General features: G+C 63.8%; 18 protein-coding genes and 1 pseudogene. All 19 read right to left on the reverse strand.

Features of this window, described 5'->3' with window-relative positions; all coding sequences use genetic code 11:
• Window position 1: 1 nt before the first annotated feature.
• The gene (locus AC1RNA_RS01060; protein ID WP_009339845.1) at window positions 2-1,495 is read right to left on the reverse strand and encodes an FAD-linked oxidase C-terminal domain-containing protein; all 1,494 of its coding nucleotides are present in this window, start codon (window positions 1,493-1,495) and stop codon (window positions 2-4) included.
• Window positions 1,496-1,721: 226 nt separating this feature from the next.
• A complete protein-coding gene (locus AC1RNA_RS01065) occupies window positions 1,722-2,396 on the reverse strand; it encodes a TetR/AcrR family transcriptional regulator (RefSeq protein WP_009339844.1) in 675 nt (224 codons plus the stop codon).
• 129 nt (window positions 2,397-2,525) lie between these two features.
• A pseudogene (locus AC1RNA_RS01070) lies at window positions 2,526-3,657 on the reverse strand (MFS transporter).
• Between the two features lie 174 nt (window positions 3,658-3,831).
• On the reverse strand, window positions 3,832-5,748 hold the full coding sequence (gene ftsH, locus AC1RNA_RS01075) for an ATP-dependent zinc metalloprotease FtsH (RefSeq protein WP_009339841.1): 1,917 nt from the start codon (window positions 5,746-5,748) through the stop codon (window positions 3,832-3,834).
• A 197-nt stretch (window positions 5,749-5,945) separates the two neighbouring features.
• Window positions 5,946-6,989 carry a tRNA lysidine(34) synthetase TilS gene (tilS, locus tag AC1RNA_RS01080; RefSeq protein ID WP_492949932.1) on the reverse strand — a complete coding sequence of 348 codons (1,044 nt, stop codon included), beginning with the start codon at window positions 6,987-6,989 and terminating at the stop codon, window positions 5,946-5,948.
• Window positions 6,964-7,962, reverse strand: a complete 999-nt coding sequence (gene ybgF, locus AC1RNA_RS01085; RefSeq protein ID WP_492951160.1) for a tol-pal system protein YbgF — start codon at window positions 7,960-7,962, stop codon at window positions 6,964-6,966. The genes tilS and ybgF overlap by 26 nt, the downstream gene beginning before the upstream one ends.
• Before the next feature lie 173 nt (window positions 7,963-8,135).
• On the reverse strand, window positions 8,136-8,624 hold the full coding sequence (gene pal, locus AC1RNA_RS01090; protein WP_009339838.1) for a peptidoglycan-associated lipoprotein Pal: 489 nt from the start codon (window positions 8,622-8,624) through the stop codon (window positions 8,136-8,138).
• Window positions 8,625-8,857: 233 nt separating this feature from the next.
• Entirely contained in the window at window positions 8,858-10,177 is a 1,320-nt protein-coding gene (gene tolB / locus AC1RNA_RS01095) for a Tol-Pal system beta propeller repeat protein TolB (protein WP_198007825.1), read from the reverse strand.
• A 62-nt stretch (window positions 10,178-10,239) separates the two neighbouring features.
• Window positions 10,240-11,181 (reverse strand): cell envelope integrity TolA family protein, encoded by a 942-nt coding sequence (locus tag AC1RNA_RS01100; RefSeq protein WP_009339836.1) that lies wholly within the window; start codon window positions 11,179-11,181, stop codon window positions 10,240-10,242.
• A 1-nt stretch (window position 11,182) separates the two neighbouring features.
• Entirely contained in the window at window positions 11,183-11,635 is a 453-nt protein-coding gene (tolR, locus tag AC1RNA_RS01105) for a protein TolR (RefSeq protein ID WP_009339835.1), read from the reverse strand.
• A gap of 24 nt (window positions 11,636-11,659) precedes the next feature.
• The gene (tolQ, locus tag AC1RNA_RS01110) at window positions 11,660-12,373 is read right to left on the reverse strand and encodes a protein TolQ (protein ID WP_009339834.1); all 714 of its coding nucleotides are present in this window, start codon (window positions 12,371-12,373) and stop codon (window positions 11,660-11,662) included.
• Window positions 12,374-12,766: 393 nt separating this feature from the next.
• Window positions 12,767-13,267 (reverse strand): DUF2852 domain-containing protein, encoded by a 501-nt coding sequence (locus AC1RNA_RS01115; protein WP_009339833.1) that lies wholly within the window; start codon window positions 13,265-13,267, stop codon window positions 12,767-12,769.
• A 97-nt stretch (window positions 13,268-13,364) separates the two neighbouring features.
• Window positions 13,365-14,015, reverse strand: a complete 651-nt coding sequence (locus tag AC1RNA_RS01120; protein WP_009339832.1) for a TetR/AcrR family transcriptional regulator — start codon at window positions 14,013-14,015, stop codon at window positions 13,365-13,367.
• 51 nt (window positions 14,016-14,066) lie between these two features.
• Window positions 14,067-14,537, reverse strand: coding sequence for a tol-pal system-associated acyl-CoA thioesterase (gene ybgC, locus AC1RNA_RS01125; RefSeq protein ID WP_492949933.1), 471 nt, complete (start codon window positions 14,535-14,537; stop codon window positions 14,067-14,069).
• A gap of 17 nt (window positions 14,538-14,554) precedes the next feature.
• Complete coding sequence (ruvB, locus tag AC1RNA_RS01130) at window positions 14,555-15,595, reverse strand: Holliday junction branch migration DNA helicase RuvB (protein WP_009339830.1); 1,041 nt, start codon at window positions 15,593-15,595, stop codon at window positions 14,555-14,557.
• On the reverse strand, window positions 15,592-16,209 hold the full coding sequence (ruvA, locus tag AC1RNA_RS01135) for a Holliday junction branch migration protein RuvA (RefSeq protein ID WP_492949934.1): 618 nt from the start codon (window positions 16,207-16,209) through the stop codon (window positions 15,592-15,594). The genes ruvB and ruvA overlap by 4 nt, the downstream gene beginning before the upstream one ends.
• The gene (gene ruvC / locus AC1RNA_RS01140) at window positions 16,206-16,721 is read right to left on the reverse strand and encodes a crossover junction endodeoxyribonuclease RuvC (RefSeq protein WP_492949935.1); all 516 of its coding nucleotides are present in this window, start codon (window positions 16,719-16,721) and stop codon (window positions 16,206-16,208) included. Before ruvC ends, ruvA begins: the two co-directional genes overlap by 4 nt.
• 33 nt (window positions 16,722-16,754) lie before the next feature.
• Entirely contained in the window at window positions 16,755-18,122 is a 1,368-nt protein-coding gene (gene mgtE, locus AC1RNA_RS01145) for a magnesium transporter (RefSeq protein ID WP_048757367.1), read from the reverse strand.
• 233 nt (window positions 18,123-18,355) lie between these two features.
• Window positions 18,356-19,102 carry a YebC/PmpR family DNA-binding transcriptional regulator gene (locus AC1RNA_RS01150; protein ID WP_492949936.1) on the reverse strand — a complete coding sequence of 249 codons (747 nt, stop codon included), beginning with the start codon at window positions 19,100-19,102 and terminating at the stop codon, window positions 18,356-18,358.
• Window positions 19,103-19,124 lie beyond the last annotated feature (22 nt).

Genomic DNA, 19,124 nt, shown 5'->3' on the forward strand with positions numbered 1-19,124 from the left:
CTCAGAATCGCGGGATGTCGGGGAACGGCAGCTTGCCGCCATGCACATGCATCCGGCCAAGCTCCGCGCAGCGATGCAGGACCGGAAACATCTTGCCGGGATTGAGCAGCCCGCCCGAATCGAACGCGCATTTGATGCGCTGGTGATGGGCGAGATCGATATCGCTCAGCATTTCCGGCATCAGGTCACGCTTTTCGACGCCGATGCCATGCTCGCCGCTCAACACGCCGCCGAGCTTGACGCACAGCCGCAGGATATCGGCGCCGAAATCCTCGGCGCGCTGCATCTCGTCGGCGACGTTGGCATCGTACATGATCAGCGGATGCAGATTGCCATCGCCCGCATGAAACACGTTGGCGCAACGCAGCCCGTATTTTTTGCCAAGCTCGCGAATGCCTACCAGCGCCTCCGGCAGCTTGCCGCGCGGAATGGTGCCGTCCATGCACAGATAGTCCGGCGACAGTCGCCCGACAGCTGGGAACGCTGCCTTGCGGCCGGCCCAGAACAACAGCCGCTCCTGTTCGGAATTGGATATCTGGCAGGTCTTGGAGCCGCAATCCAAGGCGATCTTCTCGACGCGGCGGATCAGTTCGTCGACCTCGATGCTCGGCCCATCGAGTTCGATGATGAGCAGCGCCTCGACATCGAGCGGATAGCCGGCATGGACGAAGGCCTCGGCGGCGTGGATTGCATCCCTGTCCATCATCTCCATGCCACCGGGAATGATGCCCGCACCGATCACCCGCGCGACACACTCGCCTGCCGCCTCCACTTCGGAGAAGCCGACCATCAGCGCACGCGCGGTTTCCGGCTTCTTCAGGATGCGTACCGTGATCTCGGTGACGACGCCGAGCAGTCCCTCCGAGCCGGTGATGACGCCCATCAGGTCGTAGCCGTCGTTCTCCGGGGCGCGGCCACCGATCCGCAGGATCTCACCGGTGATAAGCACGAATTCGCAGCCCAGCACATTGTTGGTGGTGAGGCCGTATTTCAGGCTGTGAACGCCGCCGGAATTTTCCGCGATGTTGCCGCCGATCGAGCAGGCAATCTGCGAGGACGGATCGGGCGCGTAGTAGAATCCCTCATGCGCCACTGCCTGGCTGACCGCGAGGTTGGTCATGCCCGGCTCGACCACCGCAACGCGGTTGTCGAAGTCGATCTCGCGCACGCGCTTGAACTTGGACAGGCCGAGCAGCACGCCATCGGCGAGCGGAAACGAACCGCCCGACAGCGAGGTGCCGTTGCCGCGCGGTACCACCTTGATGCCGTTGTCGTGGCAATATTTCAGAACCTTGGAGACCTGCTCGGTGGTGTCGGGCAGCACCACGACCATCGGCGGCTGGCGGTAGGCCGTCAGCGCGTCGGATTCGTAGGGCTTCATTTCCCGCTCGGTCTCGATCACGCCCTCGCCGGGAACGATGGCCCGCAATGCTGCGATGATCTCGTCGCGGCGGCCGAGAATGCCCTGATCGGGCAAAGGCATCTTGATCGTCATGGACTATCTCCGCGCGTATCCCGCGCACAAAACCTGAGCTGACAAAAGCACGCCGTCGCGCCCATGGGTAGGCAATCCGGGTTATCCTTTGGCGGCATGCATTGCATACGACGCATCGCAGGTCCTTGCGTTGCACCAATAGGCCGATGATCCGGCTGATGCCACAGCCGATCGAATCCGCCGTAGTCCATGATGTCAGGAAGAATGCAGCCCCGCCGCCAGCCCGTCAGCCGCCGACGGCCATCCGGATCGGCAGCACGGCCTGAACGACCAGCCCTCGGGCGCGCGCATCGAGCACGCCGGCCGCGCGGAGCGCAAACAGCGAGATATTCTGCACCGCCTCGCGCAATTTGGTCGCATCGCCCGTTGCGTCCATCGCCAGCGGCCCTACCAACGCCTCGTGCAGCGCACCGATCAATGCGGTCGCGGTCAGCGCCGTGTCCTGCGCGGGCAGATGACCGGCCTTGATCGCGGCCTCGAGGCGTTGCTCCAGTTCGGCGGCGATGGCGCGGCGGCTGGTCAGGCGCGAAGCGCTGACATCAACGTCCACCGGTTCCGCCAGAATGCCCCAGGCGAGCTTGCGATGAGACACGACATGAACGGCAATGGTGGTGATGGCGGCGGCGAGCGCCGAAGACGGTCCCGGCGCGGCATCGGCGGCGCGGCGGATCGCGATCAACTCCCTGTCGGAGACATCCGCGATCAATTCCGAAATCAGATCGGCCTTGGAGGGAAAGTAGCGATAGACCGTTCCCGCCGCGACATTGGCCCGTGCGGCCACCGGGGCGATCTGAACCGCCGCCATGCCGCCTTCCGACGCTGTTTCGCGGGCCGCCGCAAGAATGGCGGCGCGGCGCGCTTCCAGACGTTTCACAACTTGATGTGTACGGCGATAAACCAATGAAATCTCACTCCTTTAAGGAGTGAACACCAATTCAAATATCATGGCAAGGATTTCCGCACGCTCCCGGATAAATTTGCACCTGGCATCGCCTCTCGCCGGAAGCCCCGAACGGGATATCGGCGAAGCTCAACGATGCGGCAGGCGATTGTAGGCGAGAGCGATACCGGCAAGAGCGACGACCGAAAAACCTGCGCCCGCCAGAAAGGTCGCCTGTGCCCCGGCCCTATCCCACAACAGCCCCGCCAGAATACTCGCAACCAGCAGCATCACGCCACCGAGCAGATTGACGACGCCGAAAGCCGTGCCACGCAATTCGGCTGGCGCCGTATCGGCGATCATCGCACTCACCACGCCCTGCGTGCAGCCCATATGCAGGCCCCCACAGCGCAACGCCGCAGGCAACCCCGGCGATGCCGGTCGCCAGTCCCAGCACGAGATCGGCGGCGATGAGCACGACAAGCCCGAGCGCCAACAGATCGATGCGGCTCATGCGATCCGACAGAACTCCGATTGGGTAGGAAGTCAGCGCATAGACGATGTTCATCAGCACCAGCACGAGCGGCACGAGAAAGATCGGCAAGCCTACCGCCTGCGCCCTCAGGATGAGGAAGGCTTCGCTGAAGCGTGCGAGCGTAAACACCGTGCTGATCGCCACCGTGATCCAGTATGCCGTGCCGAGGCTGCGCAGCGCTGCGCCACTTAGCGGGATGCGGGCCGTGCCGGTTGCGGCATGGCGCGAGGGCTCGTCCACCAGAAGCACGATCACGACAACCGAGAGTACCGCCGGAACGACGGCAATCCAGAACACCGCCTGAAAATGGTTTGCGGTGAGCCACATCAGGGCGATCGCGAGACCCGGCCCGAGAAACGCGCCGACGGTGTCGAGCGATTGCCGCAACCCGAAGCTCGCCCCGCGCAAATGAGAAGGCGCGATATCCGCAACCAGTGCATCGCGCGGCGCGCCGCGAATGCCCTTGCCGATCCGATCGATGAACCGCGCGGCGACCAGCCAGCCAACCGACGGGGCAAGCGGAAATATCGGCTTCGTCGCCGCGGCAAGACCATAACCGAACGCGGCAAGCCACTTCCGCTGGCCGAGCCGGTCCGACAGCGCGCCGGAAAATACCTTCATGATCGAGGCAGTCGCCTCCGCCACGCCCTCGATCACGCCGACGGCGAGCGCGGAGGTGCCGAGCACCGTCACCAGATAGACCGGCAGCAGCGCATGGATCATCTCCGAGGAGACATCCATCAGCATGGAGACAAACCCGAGCGCCCAGATGCCGCCGGGAATGTCCCGCAACCGAGTCCGCCGGGGTGGTGTGGCCGCTGTCAAAGGACTTTCCCAAATGAGTTGGAATGCTCGGGCCAAAGAAAAAGGCGCAGTTTCAATACTGCGCCTTTGACGATGAGAGAACGAAGGCCGAGCCGCTTACGCCTGCGGCTGCGGCTCCATTCCGGCATCGGGACGCGGACGCGGCTTGCCGGTCGGCGGCACCGCCGAGGTGCGGGGTGTCGCCGGCTCAAGCACCGATTCACGGTTCGGCTTCTTGCCGTTGAGCAGGTCCGTGATCTCGTCGCCCGACAGCGTTTCGAATTCCAGGAGGCCCTTGGCCAGCGTTTCGAGATCGTCGCGCTTCTCGGTCAGAATCCGCGTCGCCTCGTTGTAGCCTTCCTCGACGAGACGCTTCACTTCCGAGTCGATCTTCTGCGCGGTGGCCTCCGAGACGTTCTGCTGGCGGTTCACCTGCATGCCGAGGAACACCTCGTCGTTGTTCTCGCCATAGGCCACCGTGCCGAGTTCATCCGACAGACCCCAGCGCGTCACCATCATCCGGGCAAGACGCGTCGCCTGATCGATATCCGACGATGCACCGGACGTGACCTTGTTACGGCCGAAGATCATCTCCTCGGCAACGCGGCCGCCCATCATGATGGCGAGACGCGAGGTCATCTGCTCCAGCGACATCGACATCTTGTCGCGCTCCGGCAACTGCATGACCATGCCGAGGGCACGACCGCGCGGAATGATCGTCGCCTTGTGGATCGGATCGGTCGCGGGCACGTTGAGGCCGACGATGGCGTGGCCACCCTCGTGATAGGCCGTCAGCATCTTCTCTTCCTCGGACATGACGAGAGATTTGCGCTCGGCGCCCATCATCACCTTGTCCTTGGCTTCCTCGAACTCGGCCTGCGTCACCATGCGCTTGTTGCGGCGCGCGGCGGTGAGCGCCGCCTCGTTGACGAGATTCATCAGGTCGGCACCGGAGAAGCCCGGCGTGCCGCGCGCGATGGTCTTGAGGTTGATATCCGGCGCCAGCGGCACCTTGCGGACGTGCACCTTGAGGATCTGTTCGCGGCCGACGACGTCGGGATTCGGCACAACGACCTGACGGTCGAAGCGGCCCGGACGCAGCAGCGCGGGATCGAGCACGTCGGGGCGGTTGGTCGCGGCGATCAGGATCACGCCCTCGTTCGCCTCGAAGCCATCCATCTCGACCAGCAACTGGTTCAGCGTCTGCTCGCGCTCATCATTGCCGCCGCCGAGACCGGCGCCGCGATGACGGCCGACCGCATCGATTTCGTCGATGAAGATGATGCACGGCGCATTCTTCTTCGCCTGCTCGAACATATCGCGGACGCGCGAAGCGCCGACGCCGACGAACATTTCGACGAAGTCCGAACCCGAAATGGTGAAGAACGGCACGTTGGCTTCGCCCGCGACCGCACGCGCGATCAGGGTCTTACCCGTGCCGGGCGGGCCGACCAGCAGCACGCCGCGCGGAATCCGTCCACCGAGGCGCTGGAACTTGCCGGGGTCGCGCAGGAACTCGACGATCTCCTGCAAATCCTGCTTAGCTTCATCGACGCCCGCGACGTCCTCGAACGTCACGCGGCCATGGGCTTCAGTCAGCATCTTGGCGCGCGACTTACCGAATCCCATCGCCTTGCCGGCACCGCCCTGCATCTGGCGCGACAGGAAAATCCACACGCCGATCAGCGCGATGAACGGCAGCCACGACACCAGCAGCGAAACAAACCACGGCACGTTGTCGCCCGGCGGCTTTGCGGTGATCGACACCTTGGCGTCGTACAGACGCTTGATCAGGGTCGGATCGCTCGGCGCATAGGTCTGGAAGGTCGAGCCGTTCGTCAGGGTGCCGCGAATTTCGGGGCCCTGGATAACGACATCGCGGACGCGGTTCTGGTCGACCTCGTTCAGCAACTGCGAAAATGAAATGTCCTGCGACGAAGTGCGCTGCGCCGGGTTCTGGAACAGCGTGAACAGCGCCAGCAGCAGGAGGACGATGATGACCCAGAGGCCAAAATTGCGCAGATTCGCGTTCATTCGTTATCCTTCACAGGCCCGCAACGCAGGGGCCTACCCCTTGGATCCATGTCGTCCGATTGCCGGTATTGATCGGCCTGCCCCAATCTATGTGTCGCTGTCCACAATGCCAAGGGAACTGGGCAAGACTATTTAGCGCAATTTGCGGCTTTTACGGAGGTTTTGGCCACTCAGCACATGGTCGGACCGCCGCATGGTTAAGAGCGTCTGCTCCGGCCTGCGGGCCGGACGCCGCGGCGAGGTGGCGCCGGACGAACCACCAGCCGCTCCTTCTCGACGCTCACCGTCATCCCCGCGAGACTTTGCTTGAACCGCCGCCCCTCGCTCCGCGCCTGCGCCAACGCCCGCAGCAGCGTCTCGATCTGCCCCAGCTCCGGCGAATGGGCTGTCATCCCACCCGCCAGCGCGCGGCGAAGCAGCCGCACCTGGATTTCCTCGGCCATCGTGGAGAAGAGCGAGATATCGAAGCCGCCGCCCCCTCCGCCACGCAGGCGGAGATAACGCTCCGCACCGTCCGTCATCCGCTCGAGAGCCGCGTCGGCACGTGATAGCCGCATTGCGAGCCGGGAAAATGTCCTGGCATCCGCGCCCTCGGACGCCAGCACCGGCATCAGGGCGCGCAGCCGCGAGCGCGTGTAGGCGGGATCGTGATTGGTGGGGTCATCGGCATAACCGACTTTGGCGCGATCGAGCGTCGCCACCAGCCGCGCCTTCGGAATTTCGAGGAACGGACGCAATAGCCCGACGCCGTGCCGTTCCGTCTGCATCGCCATGCCGGCGAGGCCGGTGATGCCGCTGCCGCGCGACAGCCGCATCAGAACGGTTTCCGCCTGATCGTCCTGGGTGTGAGCGGTGACGATCGCCACCGCCGACGCTGATCGCGCCGCGCGGGCGAGCAGTTCGTAGCGTGCGTCACGCGCGGCACGCGGCACGCCGGTTTTCGGTTTCGGGCCGCGCCAGGACAGGATGCGATGGGTGATGCCGAGCGAGGACGCCAGCCGCTTCACATTGCGAGCCTCGTGCGCGGCGGCCGCCCGCAATCCGTGATCGACCGTCACCGCAAGAAGATCGGGACCGTTCTTGAGCGATTTGCGCCAGCGCGCGGCGAGCCACAACAGCGCCACGCTATCCGGACCGCCCGAGACGGCCAGCACCAGCGCCGGAATCCGCTTCCATCCGGCAAACAGATGCCGGGCCTCCTGCGCCGAGATAGGTTCAGCAACCGGAGCGTTTTTGTCCACGCGCGACACCTTGCTTCACGCTGTTTGATGCCCGCGGATATTTCCGCATAACTTCACCGAATGCTGCACAGGCGGCATCCTTTTCCTTCAGCGCGGCAAGCGATTCACCCAATCGCAGCATCGCATCCGGCGCCTTGGCGGACTTGTCGTATTTCGAAGTCACGGCCAGAAACGCCTCCGCCGCCTCGCGATATTTCTTGCGCTGATACAGGCTCTCGCCGAGCCAGTATTGCGCATCCCCGACGAGCCGGTCGCTCGGATACTTCACCGTGAAATTGCGCATGGTTTCTTCGGCGAGCCCGTAATCCTTGTGCTGCATGTAGCCGAGACCGAGATCGAACTCGTCCTTCGGCGACCTTGTCGGCGGCGCCGTGGTTAGCCCGCCGCCTGGGCTGGGCGGCGCTGCGGCAGCGCCGCTGTTGTTGCCGTAGTTGTTGTTCTCAAGATTCATCGGTGCGCCCGGCGCAGCCCCCGGCTCCGTATAATTGGATTGACCCCGCATGCTGCCTAGGGCGCGCGGTGCGCCAGGCGCGCTCGGGTTCTGGTTCGGATCGAATGCATCGCCACGACGGCCGGGCGCTGGCGCCTGCCCATCATTATACGGCGTGGTGATCGGCGTGCCCTGCTGACCCTGATAGGCCGGCTGTTGCGGCTGCTGATATTGCGGGTTCTGATTCTGATACGGCGCGGGCCCCGCATTCGCAGGCCCCCGCGCGGCAGGTGCGCCCGGCGCTGCCCCGCCCTGCAACTGGCGAAGCTGCTCTTCGAGAACCTGATTGCGGTGCTGCAATTCCTCATTCTGACCGGTCAGCTTGCGCAACTGGTCGGACAGCCGGTCGATCTCCATCTGGGGATCGCCCTGAGAATCGTTGTCGTATTGCGCGTGCGCCTGCATCGGCAGCGCAAGAGGCGACAGAACAACGAACCCGCAGGCCAACCCCGCTGCGACGGCAGTTTTCAATTTCGATGACATGGCGATTTCGTTCTTGGCGATTTGATTCTTCATTCGCGCCCTGAAATGGGGCCGTGCAGGATGAGAGTTTTACTACGCCAAAAATGTGACTGCCGACAGGCCCCGCCTCCTTGCCACAAACAAAAAACGGCGCCCGAAGGCGCCGCTTTCATCCCCGGTGAGCCCCCGGAAACTTAAGAACTGGCGTTGAGCACCGTCACAGCGCGGCGGTTCTGCGACCAGCAGGAGATATCGTTACACACCGCCACCGGACGCTCCTTGCCGTAGGAGATCGTGCGCATGCGGCTGGCGCTGATGCCACGCGACACCAGGAAGTTACGCACCGACTGGGCGCGCTTGGCGCCGAGCGCGATGTTGTATTCACGCGTGCCGCGCTCGTCCGCGTGTCCCTCGATGGTGAAGGTGTAGCGCGGATACTGCTGCAGCCACTGAGCCTGCTTTTCGAGGGTGTTGATCGCCTGCTGCGACAGTTCGGTCTGGTCGCTGTCGAAGAACACGCGATCGCCGACATTGACCACGAAGTCCTGCTGGCTGCCTGGCGTCGCCGCGCCGGCCATACCGTTCAGGTCGCCGTTCTTGTTGGCGCAAGCGCCCATCGAAAGGGCCACGGCCAGCACGGCCGCGAATTTGAATCCCTGGAGGATACGCATTTGGGAGAACATTCCGGAGCCTCCACGCTCGGGTTTTTTGAACAGATTTCGGTCTACGCCCGCTTAGTTAAGCGAACGTTCCGTCAACCTTGATGAGCCGTTGCCAAAGCCCCTCAAATGCCACTGAATCGCTTAAAGCAATGGCGATGGTTAATAGGGTGTAAATATGGCGCCACTTCGGGACCTCCGCAGTTCCCAGACGATTATGCGGAGACGTGACCTGAAGGACGCGCCGCCGTGTCGGATCAGGACAACAGCGGCGACCAGGCCGGGTCGGACGCGAAGCCGGGCGTCGGAACCTGAAGTTCGTTGCGGCCCGAAATATCCACGGTGAACAGATGAGGGCCCGCGCCGAGATCGCGGAAGAACATCACCACGCGGCCGTTCGGCGCGAAGGTCGGACCTTCATTATGGAAGCCCGAGGTGAGGATGCGCTCGCCCGAGCCGTCCGGCTTCATGATGCCGATGGCGAACTGACCACCGCCTTGCTTGGTGAAGGCAATGTAGTCGCCGCGCGGCGACCACACCGGCGTGGAGTAGCTGCCGTCACCGAACGAGATGCGTTGCGCTGCGCCGCCGCCCGCCGCCATCACATAGATTTGCGGCTTGCCGCCACGGTCGCTCTCGAAGCAGATGCGCGAACCGTCCGGCGCGTAAGACGGCGAGGTATCGATCGCGGGCGTATCGGTCAGGCGCGTGGTCGACTTCGAGCGCAGATCCATCACATAGAGGTTGGAATTGCCGCCCTGCTGCAGGCTCATGATGATGCGCTGGCCGTCCGGAGAAAAGCGCGGGGCGAACGACATGCCGGGGAAGTTGCCGACGATTTCGCGCTGGCCGGTCTCGACGTTGAACAGATAGACGCGCGGATCGCCGCCGCCGAATTCCATGTAGGTGATTTCCTGCGTGGAGGGCGAGAACCGCGGCGTCAGCACCAGATCGGCGCCGCGCGTGAGATAGCGCACGTTAGCGCCGTCCTGATCCATTATCGTAAGACGCTTGACGCGGCGCTGCGCCGGGCCGGACTCGTCGACGAACACCACGCGGCTGTCGAAATAGCCCTTCTCGCCGGTGAGACGCTCGTAGATCTGATCGGAGATGATGTGAGCCACCCGCCGCCAGGATTCCGGCGAGGTGAAATATTGCTGGCCGGTGAGTTGCTGCGCAGCCGGCACGTCCCACAGGCGGAATTCCGCCTTGAGGCGTCCGTCGCTCTGCCGCGTGGCGCGACCGGTAACCAGCGCCTGCGCGTTGATCTGCCGCCAGCTCGGAAACTGCGGCGGCACATCAATGTTGGAGATACGCTCGATATAGGCCGCCTGATCGATCGGCGCGAACAGACCGCTGCGCTTGAGGTTGTTGGTGATGACCGACGCGATGCCTGCACTGACCTCGCCATCGCCCTGACCGCCCGCGACGAAATTCGGAATCGCAATCGGGATCGGCTGGAAGTTGCCCTGATCGACCTGAACACGGACCTGCGCGAACGCCTTGGCGAGCGGCGCAGCCGCAAGGCCAGCCGCTGTTGCGCCGACCAATTGCCGGCGCGTCATCTTGAATGTCATAGGCGTACCATCGTCCTTGCTCATCGGATCATGTTCCTGCGCGTGCATCACGCGGCTTTTTTTTAAGACGTACGTTCGGTGAAAACGGGTTCGAAGAATTTCCATTCGTTGAAGAATGACGGCGGCAGCTTGTAAGGCTGGCATTCGATGATCGCGCGGCGCGCGCTTTCCTGATAGACGCGGAAATACGGCGTGTTGCTGCCGGGCAGCGGCACCGGCATCGCCTCAAGCGTGCCGTCCTGCTTCAGACGGACATCGAAGCTCGCCTGAATCTGTTGTGCCTCGATGCCGCCATACGGCTTCTTCCAGCAACGCTCCACCTGCTGCTTGAACATCGCGCCCCAGGTCGCCGAATTGTCGGCGGAACGGCCGTGCGAGAGGCCGAGCGCGGCCTGCGAATTCAATTCCGACCCGGTCATCGACTGCCGCGTCGGATCGCGCTTGTCGAGAAGTGCGGCGATCTTGGTCTGATCGAACACGCGCTCGTGCTTTTCCTTCGGCGGTGGAGTCGGCTTCGCCTGCGCCTGCTGTTTCTTCGGCTCAGGCTTCTTCGCCTGCTCCTTCTTCAGCGCTTCGGCGATGGGATCGACCTTCGCCGGGTCGGGCTTCTTTTCCGCCGGCTTGGTTTCTTCCTTCGGCTTCTCTTGCGCGACAGGCTTCGGCGGCTCCGGCTTTTTCTCGACCGGCTTTTCGACGGGCTTCGGCGGCGGCTCGGGTGCGGTGTCGGTCACGACCGGAGGCTTCTTGTCCTCGATCTTGCCGACCGGATCGTCCTGTGGCGGCGTCGCATCGGCGACCTTCTCGACCAGCGGCTTTACGCTTTCCTTCTTGCCGGTCTTGATGCCCTGCGTGACCTTGGCGAACTGATCGGCGGAAATGATGTCGACGGGCAATGACTCCTCGGGAGTCATCTCGTACATCTTGGTGGAAAACGAGATCAGCCCCCAGGAAATTACCAGAGCGTGCAAAGCGACAGACGCGGCAAGTGTCCGGTCGATTTTCACGTCAGCTCCCCTGCTCGACCTCGGTGACCAGAGCGACACGCTTGAACCCGGCAGCCGACAGGCGGCCCATCACCTTCATGATCGTGCCGTAGTCGGCTTTGGTGTCGCCGCGCACGAAGATGCGTTCCTCGGTGCCGCCGCGCGCATCGGTGATGGCCTTCAGCTTCGGCACCAACTCGTCGGCGGAAATTTCGGTGTTGTTGAGGAAGATCTTGCCGGACACTTGCACCGACAGCGTCAGCGGCTCCTTGTCCTGATCAAGGCTCTTGGCCGCGGTCTGCGGCAGGTCGAGCGGCACGCCAACCGTGAGCAGCGGCGCGGACACCATGAAGATGATGAGCAGCACGAGCATCACGTCCACCATCGGCGTGACGTTGATCTCGGCCATGACACTGGCGCGCTGATGACGGCGCCGGCCGCCACCGCCTGCTCCCCCGCCCATGCTCATGCCCATGTCGTCTGCCCGTCGTGTTGGTGCTTACGCCCGCTCGTCGATCTGACGAGACAGGATCGCGGAAAACTCATCGGCGAAGCCTTCCAGGCGCTGTGCCTGACGGCCGACTTCGGAGATGAACTTATTGTAGAAAATTGTCGCCGGAATGGCGGCGATCAGACCCATTGCGGTCGCGAACAGCGCCTCGGCGATGCCCGGCGCCACGACCGCGAGCGAGGTGTTCTTCGAGGCCGCGATCGACTGGAAGCTCGACATGATGCCCCAGACCGTACCGAACAGACCGACGAACGGACCGGCGGAGCCCACGGTCGCGAGCACCAGAAGCCTGCGGTCCAGCCGCTCGATCTCGCGCGCGATCGACACGCTCATCACCTTGTCGATGCGGGTCTGCAATCCTGCGAAAGAGCGGGAGTGACTCTCGAACGAGCGCTTCCATTCGCGCATCGCCGCGACAAACAACGCCGCCATCGAATGCGTCGGCTTGGCCGACAGCGCACGATAAAGGTCGTCGATCGACTGCCCAGACCAGAACGCCTGCTCGAAACGATCCATCGCGCGGCGCGTGCGTGCGTACAGGAAAATTTTGTCGATCGCGATCGCCCAGACCCATACCGAGCAACTCAGCAGGCCGAGCATCACGAATTTGACGACGATGTGCGCCTGCCAGAATAGCGCGATCAGCGATACGTCGGAGGAGGCCACCGGCAAGGCGGACTGTGCCACGTCGGCTGGGTTCATGATTGGAATCCTCTCAACGCAATGTTCTCCAAAATGATTGCAGGAGCGCGACAATTGCTGCGCAGCCCGCGAGCGGACGCCAGAAAGCGCCGGCATGGCCGAAGCGTCGGATCGGAACAAGAACCGCTGTCATGTTCGCACGGAGCGGCCTCCCCAAGGCCGGCTCCTCCATCCTCCGCCAACATGTCAAAACAAGGGCTGTCAGCGCTGTTTCAGCCCTCTCACCAGACGCCCCGCGTGGTTAAAAGGGGGTTAAGACGACTGCTTTTAACCGCCAAAACGTCTGCCGGATCAAGGCCAAATCTGCCCTTCACAAGCAAAACCACCCGCCTGGAGGGCCAGGCGGGTGGTTTGGAGAAAGACGTCAGTCGAGGGCGAGGTGGAACGGCCGTTTCAGCCCTGTGCCGCGGGTGAGTCGGGCGATGCCGGACGCTGGCGGTGCTGAGCCATGAAGGCGTCGAACTCCTCCTTGTCCTTGGCCTGACGCAAACGGTCGAGGAAGTCGCGGAATTCCTTCTGCTCCTCCTCAAGGCGGCGCAGCGTCTCCATCCGGTACTCGTCGAAAGCGCGGTTGCCGCTCGACGGGCCCCAGAAGCCACGGCCGTAATTCCGGCCGTCCATGCGCTCGCGCATCCGCTCCATCTTCCACTGCATCCGTTCCATCTTGTCGGCGAAACGCCCGTGATGATTCCAGCAACCCATTTTTCTGCTCCAGAAGGTGTAGGCGAGCGCCGCCAGACCGAGCGGCCACCAGACGATGAAACCGGCGATGACGATCAGGATCGAGGCCGGATGGCAGGACCGCTGCCATTCGTGACTCTGCCAGCGCATGTCGTGGGGCGGTCCGCCCCAACCCGGCCGGCCCGAGCGGTCGAAGTCTGCGGTATTCGTCATGCGCGTCTCCTCACCGTGAATGTAAATAACATTTACATAGCTAAACCATCCAGGCGGATTGTCAAGCGCGGCACAATCGCCCGTCTGCAAATTTAATCTACGGGGTGGGTTCCAGGCGCGGCGAAAAGCCGAGGCCCTTGAGGTAGACGAGCACGCCTGCTTCCAGCAGGTCCTCAGCCGACATCGGCAGCTTGCGCGAGGTCGCATCCCCTCGCCCAAACAACGAGGCGATGCCGTGCGACAGGGACCAGATGTGCAGCGCCATCATCATCGCGGGCGGACGCGGCACGTTCGGCGGCGCGAGCGCCACCAGCCGCTCAGAGGCGGCGCGGATGATCGCGAAGGCACGCTCACTCGCCATCAGCAGCGCGGGATTGTCCTGCACCGGTACGCCGGATTCGAACATCGCCGAGTAATAGGCCGGATGTTCACGCGCGAAGGCGAGATAGGCTTTGCCGACACGCGAGAACGCCACGAACGTATCGGGGCGGCCGTCGTCCCACGCAGTGGAGAGCTGCTTCTCGAACAACTCAAAACCTTGCTGTGCGATACTCGCCAGCAATTCATCGCGGTCACGGAAATGCCGATATGGTGCTGCCGGGCTGACGCCCGCCGAGCGCGCGGCCTCCGCGAAGGTGAAGCCCGCCGGGCCCTTCTGCGCGATGAGATCGAGCGCGGCCTGAATCAGCGCTTCCTTGAGATTGCCGTGATGGTAGCCGCCTTCCCGGCGGCCGCGATGCCAGTTCATGTGAAAGGTTTTAACATGGCGTCAGGAGCATGCGCCAGAGCGCAGCGGCGCTCATGCTCCGGCGTCCTGATCGGCCTTCATCAGAAGCCGCAACGCTTTCGGGATCGGCCGGGCGCGGCCCTCCGAGATGAAGGCGACCTTCACCCTGGCCTCGATCAGAAGCTCCTCGCCGCGCCGCACCTCCTGCGCCAGCATCATCGAAGCGCCCTTCACCTCATGCGGCGTGGTGATGACCGTGAGGATGTCGTCCATCCGCGCGGGCCGCAAAAATTCGAGCTGCATGGAACGCACCACGAAGGCGAAGCCCGGCGCTTCCGCCCCCGCTTCTGCGAACAGCGCGCTCTGCTCGGCGCCGAGCAGCCGCAGGTAGTTGGTCCGCCCGCGCTCCATGAAACGCAGGAAATTGGCGTGATAGACGATGCCGGAAAAATCCGTGTCCTCGTAATAGACGCGGATCGCCATCACATGGCGGCCGTTCTGAATCTCACCGTCGAGGGAAAGCGAGGCGGGTTTTTCGGTCATCGCGTCAATCTTGGAAATCAGTCTTCGTCATCAGTGAACATGCCGAACTGGGCAGAGTCGCGCGAGGGCGCGGCCAAGCCCAGATGCCTGAAGGCGTGATCGGTGAGAAGCCGCCCGCGCGGGGTGCGCTGCAGATAGCCGCACTGGATCAAATACGGCTCGATGATGTCCTCGATGGCGTCGCGCGGCTCCGACAATGCCGCCGCCATGGTTTCGACGCCCACCGGGCCGCCGCCATAGTTCAGCGCAATGGTCGAGAGATAGCGGCGGTCCATGGCATCGAGCCCTGCTTTATCCACCTCGAGTGCGCCGAGCGCGTGATCGGCAATCTTGCGGTCGATGGCGTCGGCATCGGCGGCTGAAGCGAAGTCCCGCACACGGCGCAGCAGGCGCCCCGCGATGCGTGGCGTGCCGCGCGCCCGCCGGGCGATCTCGTTCGCGCCGTCTTTCGTCATGCCGATGCCAAGCACCCGCGCGCCACGGGTGACGATCTTCTCAAGCTCGTCCTCGGTGTAGAAATTCAGCCGCAGCGGGATGCCGAAACGGTCGCGCAGCGGATTGGTCAGCAGCCCCGCGCGCGTCGTCGCGCCGACCAGCGTGAACTTCGCAAGGTCGATCTTCACCGAGCGCGCCGCAGGTCCCTCGCCGATGATGAGATCGAGCTGGAAATCCTCCATCGCGGGATACAGCACTTCCTCCACCGCCGGATTGAGGCGATGAATTTCGTCGATGAACAGCACGTCGCGTTCTTCGAGATTGGTCAGCAGTGCCGCGAGGTCTCCCGCTTTCGCGATCACAGGACCCGACGTGGCGCGGAAGCCGACGCCAAGTTCGCGGGCGACAATCTGCGCCAGCGTGGTCTTGCCCAAGCCCGGCGGGCCGACAAACAGCACATGGTCCAGCGCCTCGTTGCGCTTGCGCGCGGCATCGATGAACACCTGCAAGTTCGCGCGCGCCTGCGCCTGGCCGACGAACTCCGACAGGTTCTGCGGGCGCAGCGAGGTGTCGCCGATGTCATCGGCGCGGCGCTCGGGCGTAACGAGGCGAGGACCAGTCATTTCGCCAGTTCCTTCAGCCCGAGGCGGATGAGCTTGGTCGTCTCCGCGCCTTCACCCGCATCGCGCGATGCGCTTGCAATTGCAGCCGCCGCCTGCGGCTGGCCGTAACCGAGATTGACCAGCGCGGAAATCGCGTCCCGCACCGGGCCGGGCGCGCGGTCGTCATCGACGGCGCCGGCGAGATGCACCACCGCCGGATCGACGCTGGCGAAAGCGGGCGCCTTGTCTTTCAGTTCAGTGACGATGCGCTCGGCGACTTTCGGGCCGACGCCCGGCGTGCGCGCCACCGCCGCCTTGTCGCGCAGCGCAATCGCATTGGCGAGATCGGACGGCGGCAATGTCGAGAGTACCGCGAGCGCGACCTTGGCGCCGACGCCCTGCACGGTCTGCAGCAGGCGAAACCATTCACGCTCGATATCGCTGCGGAAACCGAACAACCTGATCTGATCCTCGCGCACGTATGTCTCGATCGACAGCACCGCGGCCTCGCCGGGCGAGGGCAGCGCCTGCAACGTGCGGGCGGAGCAACTCACGAGATAGCCGACGCCCTGCACGTCGAGGACAACATAATCCTCGCCGTAGGAATCGATCAGGCCCTTGAGCTTGCCGATCATGCGCTGGCCACCTTCCGCATCAGCGCCACGCTCTGCCTATGATGCGCATGGGTGATGGCGATGGCGAGGGCGTCGGCAGCGTCGGGGGTAGCAGGCTGAGCCTTCGGCAGCAGCACGCCGAGCATGACGCGAATCTGGTTCTTGTCCGCATGGCCCGCGCCGACCACGGTTTTCTTCACCTGATTGGGCGCGTATTCCGCGACCGAAATGCCCGACATCGCGGGCACCAGCATCGCGACGCCGCGCGCCTGCCCGAGCTTGAGCGTGCCTGCGCCGTCCTTGTTAACGAAGGTCTGCTCAATCGCGGCTTCCATCGGGCCGTGCTCGCTCATCACCTTGAGAAGGCCTTGATGGATTGCCAGCAGGCGCTCCGACAGCGGCAGGCTTTCGCGCGATTCGACGGAACCGCAGCCGACATAGATCAGCCGGTTGCCATCGACGTCGATCACCCCCCAGCCGGTGCGGCGCAGGCCCGGATCGATCCCCAGAATACGAATCGCGCGCGAAATCATGCCTTATGATAGCCGAAACCGCCGCAAAGGTCGTTACAGCAGGGTGCCGCGCAGGATCAGGAGCGCGACGCTGAAATAGATCATCAGTCCCGTGACATCGACCAGCGTGGCGACGAAGGGCGCCGACGCGCTGGCGGGGTCGAAGCCCACCCGCTGCAGCAGGAACGGCAGCATCGAGCCCACGACCGAGCCGAACGTCACCACGCCGACCAGCGCGGCGGCGACCGTCACGCCGACCAGAAACCAGTGCTCGCCATAGTCGTAAATGCCGAGCTTCTGCCACATCACCACCCGGAACAATCCGATGATGCCAAGCCCCGCCCCGAGCAGAAGCCCGGTCGGCAGTTCACGCAGCATCACATGCCACCAGTCGGACAGCTTCACGTCATGCAGCGCCAGCGCGCGGATCAAAAGCGAGGTCGCCTGCGAGCCGGAATTGCCGCCCGAACTCATGATCAGCGGGATGAACAGCGTCAGCACCAGCGCCTTTTCCAGTTCGCCCTCGAAGTGCTGCATGACGCTCGCGGTCAGCATTTCGCTGACGAACAGAACAGCCAGCCAGACGCCGCGCTTGCGGATCATGTCGCCGAGCTTGATCTGCATGTAAGGCTCCTCGATCGCCTCCATGCCGCCGAACTTCTGCGCGTCCTCAGTGCTTTCCTCAATAATGGTGTCGATGACGTCATCGAAGGTGACGATGCCGAGCAGGTGCGAGGCTTTATCCACCACGGGCACGGCAAGAAGGTCGTGACGCGCGATCAGCCGCGCCACGTCTTCCCGGTCCGCGAGCGGCAGCGTGGTGATGGGCGTGACCGCGAGATCGCCGATCCTCTCGTCCGGCTCGCCCGCGATCAGGCGGCGCAGCGATAGCGCGCCGACCAGACGGCGGGTCACGGGATCGAGTACATAGATCGCATAGACTGTCTCGCGGGTGCGCTCGACCTGGCGGATGTGCTGCAGCGTGCGCTCCACCGTCCAGTTGCTCGGCGCGCTGACGAATTCGATCGTCATCATCGCGCCGGCGGTGTTCGCCGGATAGGCCAGCAGGCTCTTAATGGCGTTGCGCGAGGCCGGATCAAGCCCTTCCATCAGCTCGGTGCGCGGCGGGTCCCGCAACTGCTGGATGAGGTCGGCCGCCATGTCCGCGGACATCCCCGCCAGCAGCGGGATCGCGACATCGTGCGGCAGCGCCTCGACGATCTCGGCTGCGAAATCGAGTTCCGGCTTGTCGAGAACCTCGATCGCCCTCTCGCGCGGCAGGAGACGCAGGACCTCGGCGGCCTCCTCAGGCTCCAGCCTGTTGAGAATGTCGACCGTGTCGGCGGTATGCTCGTTGGTCAGGCTTGCCGCGACCACAGCCGCGTTGAAGCCATCCTCGGAGATTGTGTGGATGTCCGTCATGACTCACCTTCGGATCTGCCGACACCGGCAGCGGGTGAGCCTCAGAAGCGCTCAGACCGCACGGGCCGCTGTCGGCAAAGTACGTTGACTGTCGCTTGGCATAGTTGAGTGTTTCCAGTGACACGGCGCGCGATCCAAAGGATCCCGCGCCGCCATGACGACCACATGAGCTTTCGCTTGCGCGGCGTCAAGAAAAAATCGCGCGCATCGCAACGAAAGAACGAAAGCGCGCTTCAGCCCGCCATCTTGGCGGCGAGCGCGTCCGAGACTTCGAAATTGGCGTAGACGTTCTGCACGTCGTCGTGCTCGTTCAACTGGTCGAGCAGCTTGAACAGCTTTTCGCCGACCTCGTCGCTGACGGCGATGTTGTTCTGGGGCTTCCAGATCAGCGCGGCCTTGCGCGGCTCGCCGAACTTGGCCTCCAGCGCCTTGGCAGCCTCACTCAGCGAGGCCTGCGAGGTGTAGATTTCATGGCCATCCTCGGAGGACACCACGTCGTCGGCGCCGGCGTCGATGGCGGCCTCCAGCATGGTGTCGGCATCGGCCTTGGCCGCGTCGTATTCGATCACGCCGACATGATCGAACATGAACGATACAGAGCCGGTTTCGCCGAGGTTGCCGCCGGACTTCGTGAAATAGGAGCGAATGTCGGAGGCGGCGCGGTTGCGGTTGTCGGTCAGCGCCTCGACGATCACCGCGACGCCGCCGGGACCATAGCCCTCGTAACGGATTTCATCGTAGCTCTCGCCCTCGCCGCCGATCGCCTTCTTGATGGCGCGCTCGATATTGTCCTTCGGCATGTTTTCGGCGCGGGCGGCGATCACGGCGGCGCGCAGGCGCGGGTTCATCGCCGGATCGGGCGTGCCGAGCTTGGCCGCGACGGTGATTTCGCGGGCGAGCTTGCCGAATATCTTGGACCGCATGGCATCCTGCTTGCCCTTGCGGTGCATGATGTTCTTGAATTGGGAATGTCCAGCCATGCGAATGGTCTCTGTAGGGGCG

The organism is Afipia sp. GW821-FHT14H12, assembly GCF_058803465.1.

Excerpts from the sequence above, each read along its gene's own strand:
- mgtE (WP_048757367.1), bottom strand. The coding sequence starts at position 18,122 with ATGACGGACATCCACACAATCTCCGAGGATGGCTTCAACGCGGCTGTG.
- ruvB (WP_009339830.1), bottom strand. The coding sequence starts at position 15,595 with ATGACTGGTCCTCGCCTCGTTACGCCCGAGCGCCGCGCCGATGACATC.
- tolR (WP_009339835.1), bottom strand. The coding sequence starts at position 11,635 with ATGGGCATGAGCATGGGCGGGGGAGCAGGCGGTGGCGGCCGGCGCCGT.
- AC1RNA_RS01120 (WP_009339832.1), bottom strand. The coding sequence starts at position 14,015 with ATGAACTGGCATCGCGGCCGCCGGGAAGGCGGCTACCATCACGGCAAT.
- AC1RNA_RS01115 (WP_009339833.1), bottom strand. The coding sequence starts at position 13,267 with ATGACGAATACCGCAGACTTCGACCGCTCGGGCCGGCCGGGTTGGGGC.
- ftsH (WP_009339841.1), bottom strand. The coding sequence starts at position 5,748 with ATGAACGCGAATCTGCGCAATTTTGGCCTCTGGGTCATCATCGTCCTC.
- AC1RNA_RS01060 (WP_009339845.1), bottom strand. The coding sequence starts at position 1,495 with ATGACGATCAAGATGCCTTTGCCCGATCAGGGCATTCTCGGCCGCCGC.
- tolQ (WP_009339834.1), bottom strand. The coding sequence starts at position 12,373 with ATGAACCCAGCCGACGTGGCACAGTCCGCCTTGCCGGTGGCCTCCTCC.
- ruvA (WP_492949934.1), bottom strand. The coding sequence starts at position 16,209 with ATGATCGGCAAGCTCAAGGGCCTGATCGATTCCTACGGCGAGGATTAT.
- ruvC (WP_492949935.1), bottom strand. The coding sequence starts at position 16,721 with ATGATTTCGCGCGCGATTCGTATTCTGGGGATCGATCCGGGCCTGCGC.
- ybgC (WP_492949933.1), bottom strand. The coding sequence starts at position 14,537 with ATGACCGAAAAACCCGCCTCGCTTTCCCTCGACGGTGAGATTCAGAAC.
- pal (WP_009339838.1), bottom strand. The coding sequence starts at position 8,624 with ATGTTCTCCCAAATGCGTATCCTCCAGGGATTCAAATTCGCGGCCGTG.
- tolB (WP_198007825.1), bottom strand. The coding sequence starts at position 10,177 with ATGACATTCAAGATGACGCGCCGGCAATTGGTCGGCGCAACAGCGGCT.
- AC1RNA_RS01150 (WP_492949936.1), bottom strand. The coding sequence starts at position 19,102 with ATGGCTGGACATTCCCAATTCAAGAACATCATGCACCGCAAGGGCAAG.
- ybgF (WP_492951160.1), bottom strand. The coding sequence starts at position 7,962 with ATGTCATCGAAATTGAAAACTGCCGTCGCAGCGGGGTTGGCCTGCGGG.